The organism is Candidatus Cryosericum odellii (assembly GCF_003570935.1).
Classification (GTDB): domain Bacteria; phylum Caldisericota; class Caldisericia; order Cryosericales; family Cryosericaceae; genus Cryosericum; species Cryosericum odellii.
This window is the reverse complement of record NZ_QXIU01000150.1, coordinates 7,964-9,670: the sequence shown is the minus strand read 5'-3', so window position 1 is coordinate 9,670 and position 1,707 is coordinate 7,964. Positions and strand designations below refer to the sequence as shown.

General features: G+C 54.1%; 2 protein-coding genes. Both read left to right on the top strand.

The genetic code is table 11. From position 1 onward, the window contains the following. A partial coding sequence (locus SMC5_RS06285) for a peptide ABC transporter substrate-binding protein (protein ID WP_133299178.1) occupies positions 1-1,050 on the top strand: 1,050 nt, incomplete at its 5' end. A 229-nt stretch (positions 1,051-1,279) separates the two neighbouring features. Next, positions 1,280-1,707, top strand: a 428-nt coding sequence (locus SMC5_RS06280; RefSeq protein WP_243625010.1) for an ABC transporter substrate-binding protein, incomplete at its 3' end; no start/stop codon positions are given.

Below are 1,707 nucleotides of genomic sequence, written 5' to 3'. Positions count from 1 at the left end.
GTCTGCAAGGCCGTTGTCAGCACGAATGACAAGTGGGCCGCTGATCTGACGAACTACGTCACCGATGGACCGTTCACGCTCACGCAGTGGTCACACAACGACAAGATGACCTTTGTCAACAACCCGACGTACTGGGACAAGGCCGCTGTCAAACTTACGAAGATCACGTACCTCATGGTCACGGATGAGTCGACGGCTCTGTCCATGTTTCAGAGCGGTCAGATGGATGTAGGTTCCACTGTACCCATCTCAGAGTTGCCCAAGCTGGTCGCCTCAGGCGATGCACAAATCCTTCCGTACCTTGGAACTTACTACTATCAGATCAATGTCACCAAGAAGCCGTTCGACGACGTCCGCGTTCGCGAAGCCTTGAATCTGGCCATCGACCGCAAGGCCATCACGACGTCCGTCACGAAGGGCGGTCAGATTCCCGCGCTGGCTTTTGTTCCCGGTGGCATTGCAGACGCGGCTGCCGGCAGCGATTTCCGCACTGTTGGTGGTACATTCTACAAGGACGACGATATTGCGACTGCGCAGAAGTTGCTGGCAGACGCAGGATATCCGGGAGGCAAGGGATTCCCTACCTTCACCCTGCTCTTCAACACCTCCAACGCACACCAATCCATCGCCGAGGCGATCCAGCAGATGTGGAACAAGAACCTCGGTATCACCTGCACTCTGAAGGTGGAAGAGTGGGGCGTCTACCTGGATGACCGGAACAATCTCAACTACCAGGTTGCCCGTGCAGGCTGGATCGGTGACTACATGGACCCCAACACGTTCCTGGACATGTGGGTCACGGATGGTGGAAACAACGGCACTGGCTACGCCAACAAGACGTATGATGCTCTCATCGCAAAGGCCAAGGCGACTACCGACCCGGCGGCACGTATGGCGACATTGCATGCTGCAGAGAAGATCCTCATGACAGACTTCCCCATTATTCCAATCTACTTCTACACGAACCCCGTGCTCATTACCAAGCACGTCAAGAACTTCTACCAGTCGACGCTGGGATTTGTCGACTGGAAGACCGCTTATATGGGGTAGCCTTCAGGAGTCGCTGAAGATATCAGTCCAGCATATCAGAAATGAAGAGAGCGGCCACGAACTCGTGGCCGCTCTGCATGTTTGCAGGAGACCGTAGTCACTGCAGAAACAGGGGACTCCTGCGGTCATCGCGTCGACATGATCGTGCTGTTGTCTTTTTCTGATGTGCTGGTATGATTCCGACAACCGCAAATGCGGCACGCTCTTGTGGAAAAATGGAGGATCGTGTATGAAAAAGGTACTATCACTTGTCCTGGTACTGCTTTTTGTCGTCTCAATCTTTGGTGGATTGTCGAGGGTGCCATCGGCCAAGGCCGTCGCTCAGGAGATTTCCTACAATCTGGGAGGCGAGCCGACCGGTATCGACCCGGCTATTACGGTAGGACTTCCGGAAATGAACATCGAGGAGCAGGTGTTCGATGGATTGACTCGTCTGGACACTAAAGGCGTACCGCAGCCCGCAATTGCGAAGAGCTGGACGATTTCCAAGGACCACAAGACCTATATCTTCACGCTTCGTGATGCGTACTGGACGAATGGAACCGCTGTCACTGCATACGATTTTGAGTATGCCTGGAAGCGCGCTCTCAGCCCGGACCTCGCATCAGAATATGCCTATCAGCTGTACTACGTCTATGGTGGTCAGGCATTCAATAC